Source organism: Achromobacter spanius, from assembly GCF_039673305.1.
Taxonomy (GTDB): Bacteria; Pseudomonadota; Gammaproteobacteria; order Burkholderiales; family Burkholderiaceae_B; genus Achromobacter; species Achromobacter spanius_F.
In genome coordinates this window covers 43,898-49,897 of record NZ_JBDJLJ010000038.1, presented here as the reverse complement: position 1 = coordinate 49,897, position 6,000 = coordinate 43,898, and the positions used below count along the sequence as shown (strand labels likewise).

Annotated in this window: 8 protein-coding genes; 7 read left to right on the top strand and 1 reads right to left on the bottom strand. The window is 65.0% G+C overall.

Annotated features, from left to right (window positions below; genetic code table 11):
• The 4 genes from ABE485_RS22770 to ABE485_RS22755 form a co-directional block, all read left to right on the top strand.
• The coding region (locus ABE485_RS22770; protein WP_346517521.1) for a YraN family protein at positions 1–354 on the top strand (354 nt) is incomplete at its 5' end.
• A 94-nt stretch (positions 355–448) separates the two neighbouring features.
• The gene (locus ABE485_RS22765) at positions 449–1,042 is read left to right on the top strand and encodes a phosphoheptose isomerase (protein ID WP_054457773.1); all 594 of its coding nucleotides are present in this window, start codon (positions 449–451) and stop codon (positions 1,040–1,042) included.
• Positions 1,039–1,776 carry a BON domain-containing protein gene (locus ABE485_RS22760; protein ID WP_346517520.1) on the top strand — a complete coding sequence of 246 codons (738 nt, stop codon included), beginning with the start codon at positions 1,039–1,041 and terminating at the stop codon, positions 1,774–1,776. The genes ABE485_RS22765 and ABE485_RS22760 overlap by 4 nt, the downstream gene beginning before the upstream one ends.
• Positions 1,773–2,267 carry a peroxiredoxin family protein gene (locus ABE485_RS22755; RefSeq protein ID WP_346517519.1) on the top strand — a complete coding sequence of 165 codons (495 nt, stop codon included), beginning with the start codon at positions 1,773–1,775 and terminating at the stop codon, positions 2,265–2,267. The genes ABE485_RS22760 and ABE485_RS22755 overlap by 4 nt, the downstream gene beginning before the upstream one ends.
• Before the next feature lie 166 nt (positions 2,268–2,433).
• On the opposite strand, the gene ABE485_RS22750 is transcribed toward ABE485_RS22755, so the two are convergent.
• Positions 2,434–3,222, bottom strand: a complete 789-nt coding sequence (locus ABE485_RS22750; RefSeq protein ID WP_346517518.1) for a MetQ/NlpA family ABC transporter substrate-binding protein — start codon at positions 3,220–3,222, stop codon at positions 2,434–2,436.
• 273 nt (positions 3,223–3,495) lie between these two features.
• Between ABE485_RS22750 and argB the strand changes: the two genes are divergently transcribed.
• Genes argB through slmA form a run of 3 tightly spaced genes read left to right on the top strand, consistent with a single transcriptional unit; the run spans position 3,496 to position 5,802 of the window.
• Positions 3,496–4,398 carry an acetylglutamate kinase gene (gene argB / locus ABE485_RS22745; RefSeq protein WP_346517517.1) on the top strand — a complete coding sequence of 301 codons (903 nt, stop codon included), beginning with the start codon at positions 3,496–3,498 and terminating at the stop codon, positions 4,396–4,398.
• Positions 4,399–4,429: 31 nt separating this feature from the next.
• Positions 4,430–5,176, top strand: a complete 747-nt coding sequence (locus tag ABE485_RS22740; RefSeq protein ID WP_346517516.1) for a pyrimidine 5'-nucleotidase — start codon at positions 4,430–4,432, stop codon at positions 5,174–5,176.
• 50 nt (positions 5,177–5,226) lie between these two features.
• On the top strand, positions 5,227–5,802 hold the full coding sequence (gene slmA, locus ABE485_RS22735; protein WP_346517515.1) for a nucleoid occlusion factor SlmA: 576 nt from the start codon (positions 5,227–5,229) through the stop codon (positions 5,800–5,802).
• Positions 5,803–6,000: the final 198 nt, after the last annotated feature.

Genomic DNA, 6,000 nt, shown 5'->3' with positions numbered 1-6,000 from the left:
CAGCGCCACGGCGACCACCACGAGGCCGCCGCGCTGCGCCTGCTGCGGGCGCAAGGCCTGGCGCTGCTGGCGCGCAACCTGTGGTGCCGCGTCGGCGAAATCGACCTGGCCATGCGCGACGGCGACGCGCTGGTCTTCATAGAAGTCCGGGCACGCGCCCGCAGCCGCTCCGGCGACGCCGCCGCCAGCATCGGCCGCCAGAAGCAGGCCCGCCTGGCCCGCGCGGCGGCACACTGGCTGCCTGAGCTGGCCAGGCGGCATTGGGGCGGCGTGTGCCCGGCCGCCCGTTTCGACGCCGTCGTCTTCGACGACGGCCAGCCGCGGTGGCTGCGCGGCGCAATCTGGCTGCCCTGACGCCGCGCCAGCCCGACCGCGGCCGGCAACGCCCCGTCCCTTGCCGTTACGCCTGGACGAAACGGCGGCCCTGCCCCGTGAGATAATCGCGCCCATGGATATGACCTCTCGTATGACGTCGCACTTTCGCGACGCCATGGCCGCCTGCGAACAAAGCATGAACGTCCTGGCCGAGCCGCTGGCAGTGGCGGTGGACGTGCTGTTCGGCGCCCTGGCGAACAACGGCAAGATTCTGGCTTGCGGCAATGGCGGCTCGGCCGCCGACGCGCAGCATTTCATCGCCGAACTGGTGGGCCGATTCGAACGCGAACGCCTGCCGCTGGCGGGCATTGCGCTCAATACCGACACTTCGATCCTCACCGCGGTCGGCAACGACTACGGCTTCGACGAAATCTTCGAACGCCAGGTCAACGCCTTCGGCCAGGCCGGCGACGTGCTCGTGGCCATCTCCACCAGCGGCAATTCGCCCAACGTGGTCCGCGCCATGGAAGCCGCCAGCGCGCGCGAAATGCACGTTCTGGCCCTGACCGGCAAGGGCGGCGGCGTCATGGGGGAACTCATTACGCCGATGGACGTCCATCTATGTGTTCCCAGCGATCGCACGATGCGCATCCAGGAAGTCCACATTCTGCTGCTGCACGCGCTGTGCGACGGCATAGACGCTCTTCTGCTTGGAGACACCGAATGATTTCTGACGTCAGACCCGCAGTCCGTCCGCTGATGCTGGCCGCCGCGCTGTCCACCGCGGCGCTCTCGCTGTCGGCCTGCGCGCCCCTGATCGTGGGCGGCGCCGCCGCCACCACGGCGGTCGTCGTGACGGACCGCCGCACGTCCGGCGTCCAGCTCGAAGACCAGAACATGGCGTTCAAGGCGCAAAGCCAGATCTCCCAGAAGCTGGGCGACACCGCCCGGGTCAACGCCATGGCCTACGGCGGCCACCTGCTGCTGACCGGCGACGTGCCCACCGAAGAAGCCAAGAGCCAGGCCACCGCCATCGCCCAGGGCGTGGAGAACGTCAAGCAGGTCATCAACCAGCTGAACGTGGGCCCCATCGCCTCATTCGGCACACGCTCCAACGACACCTGGCTGACCTCCAAGGTCAAGACCGCCCTGATCAACACCAAGTACGTGCCCTCGGGCACCATCGCCCTGACGACCGACCACAGCGTCGTCTACCTGATGGGCAAGGTCACCCAGGCCGAAGGCGAGTACGCCGCCAATGCCGCCGCGGACGTGGGCGGCGTGGCCAAGGTGGTCAAGCTCTTCGAAACCATCAGCCGCGAAGAAGCCATCCGGCTGTCGGGCAGCGGTTCCAAATCCACCACCACCGAAACCAAGGCGCCCATCGAAAGCGGCGCCGGCGCGGCTACCGATAGCGCGTCCGGCACGAGCAGCGGCGTCGAGGCGATGCCCATCAAATGAAAAAAGCCATCGTAGCCCTGGCAGTCCTCGTGGCGGTCGGCGTCGGCGCCTGGTTCGCCCTGCGCCCCGCCCAGACCGCCCCCGACGTCACCTTCACCACGCTGGAAGGCAAGACCTTCTCCATGCAGGATCTGCGCGGCAAGGTCGTGCTGGTCAAATTCTGGGCAACCAGCTGTGTCACCTGCGTCAAGCAGATGCCGGACACGATCTCGGCCTACAACGAATACGCGGGCAAGGGATACGAGGCAATCGCGGTCGCCATGAATTACGACCCGCCCAACTTCGTGCTGAACTTCGCCGAAACGCGCAAGCTGCCGTTCCCGGTGGCCCTGGACACCAAGGGCGATATCGCGCGCGCCTTCGGCGACATCCGCCTCACGCCCACGGCCTTCCTGATCGACAAGCAGGGGCACATCATCAAGCGCTACCTGGGCGAATACGACAAGGCCGAGTTCCACGCCACCGTCGAGAAGGCCCTGGCCGCCGGCTGAAGCCTCCCCGAGGCTCCCTCGAAGAAACCGCCCCCGGGCGGTTTTTTGCGCCCGATCCGGACGTCGGGCCCACCCGCAGGCCAACAAAAAACCGCCCGGTCGACGGGCGGTTCGTGGGCAGAACGGTGTGCCGGCCGCGGACGTCCGGGCCGCCCGCCCCCAGGCATCAGAAGGCGGGAACCACCGCGCCCTTGTACTTGTCCTGGATGAACTTCTTCACGTCGGGCGAGTGCAGCGCGTCGACCAGCTTCTTGATGCCCGGCGCGTCCTTGTTGTCGCTGCGGGTCACCAGCACGTTGGCGTAGGGCGAGTCGGCGCCTTCGATGAACAGGGCGTCCTTGGTCGGAACCAGGCCGGCCTCCAGCGCGTAGTTCGTGTTGATCAGCGCCAAGTCGACGTCGTCGAGCGCGCGCGGCAGCATTGCGGCTTCCAGTTCGCGGAACTTCAGTTTCTTGGGATTTTCGACCACGTCCGCGGCCGTGGCCAGGATGTTGGAGGGATCCTTCAGCTTGATCACGCCCTGCTTCTGCAGCAGGACCAGCGCGCGGCCGCCGTTGGACGGGTCGTTGGGAATGGCGACGGTGGCGCCGTCCTTGAGTTCGGACAGGCTCTTGATCTTCTTGGAGTAGCCGCCGAACGGTTCCACATGCACCAGGGCCACCGGCACCAGCGTGGCCTTGCGGTCCTTGTTGAAGGAGTCCAGATAGGGCTTGTGCTGGAAGAAATTGGCGTCCAGCTGCTTGTCCGCCAGTTGCAGGTTGGGCTGCACATAGTCGCTGAACACCTTGATGTCGAGCTCCACGCCTTCCTTGGCGAGCTTGGGCTTCACCACTTCCAGGATCTCGGCGTGCGGCACCTGCGTGGCGCCCACCACCACTTTTTCGGCATGGGCGGCGTTGGCCGCGACCAGGAGGACCGACGCCGCCAGGGCGGAACGGACGAAGTTCAAACGCATGTCTTGCCTCTTTTATAGGTGAAAATGGGGAGCGATGCCCCGCCGGTACCGACCAACCCCCTTTTGCGGGGCGCGCCGTTGCGAAAACGCCCCCAATTTACCTGAATGCCGGTTATTTGTCGGGCATATGGACATAGGTTTGAAGCATAAGAAACCTGTGGGTACTACAATCCGTCGTATGCTTGCGCTAGCGCGTCCCAAACGCGTTCTTGTGCAGGCATTTTTTTACCGCCCCTCAACTTTACTGATTACTTATTTGCCGACTTAGCTGCCATGACCGACACCCCCGACCCTGCTGCCGTTTCGTCTCCTGCTGTCAAAGCCGCTGTGCTGTCCGAAGCACTGCCGTATATCCGACGATTTCACGGCAAGACCATCGTGGTCAAGTACGGCGGCAACGCCATGACGGAAGAACGTTTGCAGCGCAGCTTCGCGCACGACGTCGTGCTGCTCAAGCTGGTGGGTCTCAATCCGGTGGTGGTTCACGGCGGCGGTCCGCAAATCGATGACGCGCTGCGCCGCATCGGCAAGCAAGGCACCTTCATCCAGGGCATGCGCGTGACCGACGCGGAAACCATGGAAGTGGTGGAATGGGTGCTGGGCGGCCAGGTCCAGCAGGACATCGTCATGATGATCAACGAGGTCGGCGGCAAGGCCGTGGGCCTGACCGGCAAGGACGGCGGACTGATCCAGGCCCAGAAGAAACTGATGGCCAACAAGGACAATCCGGCCGAACCGATCGACATCGGCTTCGTGGGCGACATCACCATGGTCGAACCGGCCGTCGTGAAGGCGCTTCAGGACGACCAGTTCATTCCCGTCATCTCGCCTATCGGCTATGGCGAAGACGGCACCGCCTACAACATCAACGCCGACGTGGTTGCCGGCAAGATGGCCGAGGTCCTGGGCGCCGAAAAGCTGCTGATGCTGACCAACACCCCGGGCGTGCTCGACAAGGGCGGCAAGCTGCTGCGCAGCCTGTCGGCCCAGACCATCGACGAACTGTTCGCGGACGGCACGATCTCCGGCGGCATGCTGCCCAAGATCTCGTCGGCGCTGGACGCCGCCAAGAACGGCGTGAATTCGGTGCACATCGTCGACGGCCGCGTGCCGCACTGCCTGCTGCTGGAAATCCTGACCGACCAGGGCGTCGGCACGATGATCAGCTCGCACTGATGACGCTTCGCCCTGCCGCGCCGCGCATCTGATGCAAGTCCATCGTCAATTGCTGCGGCCGGCGGTGCGCATGCGCCGCTCGCGCAGCGTCCCCACGGACAGTTCCCAACGCCTGTGGCTGTTCGACCTGGACAACACGCTCCACGACACGTCGCACGCCATCTTCCCCAAGATAGACCACGGCATGACCATGGCCGTGGCCGAAGCGCTCAACGTGGACGTGGATACGGCCAACCGCGTGCGTTCGCTGTACTGGAAACGCTACGGCGCCACCATGATCGGCATGGTCCGCCACCACGGCGTGGACGCCCACGAGTTCCTGCACCGCAGCCACGATTTCGATGTCGGCCCGCTGGTGCGCTCGGAAAAGGCGCTGGCCCACAAGCTGCGCCAATTGCCGGGCCGCAAGGTGCTGCTGACCAATGCGCCGCTGCATTACGCCCGCGCGGTGCTTGCGCGCCTGGGCATCCTGCGCCAGTTCGACAGCCTGTGGGCCATCGAGCACATGCGGCTGCACGGCGAATTCCGTCCCAAGCCTTCGGCCGCGCTGCTGCGCTACGTGCTGGCCCGCGAAGGCGTTCCCGCCCACCGCGCCGTGCTGGTGGAAGACACGCTGGCCAATCTGCGCGGCGCCCGCAAGGCGGGCTTGCGCACCGTTCATGTGTATCACCCCGGCACGCCCTTCGCGCGTGGACGAACGCAACGACCGGCTTACGTCGACTTGCGGGTAAACTCCGTCAGTGATTTGTTGTTACGTCGGCGCCCCCTGCGGGGCTGACGCCCGCTCCTCCCCCCTTCACCGTCATCCTGCGCAGAGCAGACCCGTCCATGGCGAGCAAACCCGGCGAGCGCAAGACCCAGATTCTGCAGACTCTGGCCGAAATGCTGGAGCAGCCGCATGCGTCCCGCATCACCACGGCAGCCCTCGCCGCGCGCCTGGAGGTCTCGGAAGCCGCCCTTTACCGGCATTTCGCGAGCAAGGCGCAGATGTTCGAAGGGTTGATCGAATTCATCGAAACCAGCATTTTCACGCTGGTGAACCAGATCGCCACCGCCGAGCCCTACGGCCTGAGCCAGGCCCACAAGACGGTCGCCATGCTGCTGACCTTCTCCGAGCGCAACAAGGGCATGACGCGCGTGCTGACGGGCGACGCGCTCGTCACGGAAGACAACCGGCTTCAAGAACGCATCAACCACATCAACGACCGGATCGAGGCGTCGCTGAAGCAATCGCTGCGCATCGCCATCACCGACGGCGGCCTGCCCCAAGAGGCCAACGTCGCCGCGCACGCCAGCCTGCTGACGCACCTGGTGCTCGGCCGCTGGCTGCGCTATGCCCAGAGCGGCTGGCGGGTTGCGCCCACGCTGCACCTGGACGAACAGCTGCGCCTGGCGCTGGGCTGAGCCGCCCATTTGCGCCGTAACACGAACGAATTAACGTCGAATTAACGTGCCAGCTGCTGCATTTGCCGGCACAATTAATTGGCTTTGAAGCAACACTCCAGGCTTGCGGCCCAAAAGGGGCGACGAGCATAATGCCCGGAGCAAGGTTTCCACAAGCACTAAGCTTCACCCCATTGACCCATATCAATACGGGTTTTC

Coding starts and splice junctions, on each gene's coding strand:
- ABE485_RS22765 (WP_054457773.1), top strand. CDS start 449: ATGGATATGACCTCTCGTATGACGTCGCACTTTCGCGACGCCATGGCC.
- ABE485_RS22760 (WP_346517520.1), top strand. CDS start 1,039: ATGATTTCTGACGTCAGACCCGCAGTCCGTCCGCTGATGCTGGCCGCC.
- ABE485_RS22755 (WP_346517519.1), top strand. CDS start 1,773: ATGAAAAAAGCCATCGTAGCCCTGGCAGTCCTCGTGGCGGTCGGCGTC.
- ABE485_RS22750 (WP_346517518.1), bottom strand. CDS start 3,222: ATGCGTTTGAACTTCGTCCGTTCCGCCCTGGCGGCGTCGGTCCTCCTG.
- argB (WP_346517517.1), top strand. CDS start 3,496: ATGACCGACACCCCCGACCCTGCTGCCGTTTCGTCTCCTGCTGTCAAA.
- ABE485_RS22740 (WP_346517516.1), top strand. CDS start 4,430: ATGCAAGTCCATCGTCAATTGCTGCGGCCGGCGGTGCGCATGCGCCGC.
- slmA (WP_346517515.1), top strand. CDS start 5,227: ATGGCGAGCAAACCCGGCGAGCGCAAGACCCAGATTCTGCAGACTCTG.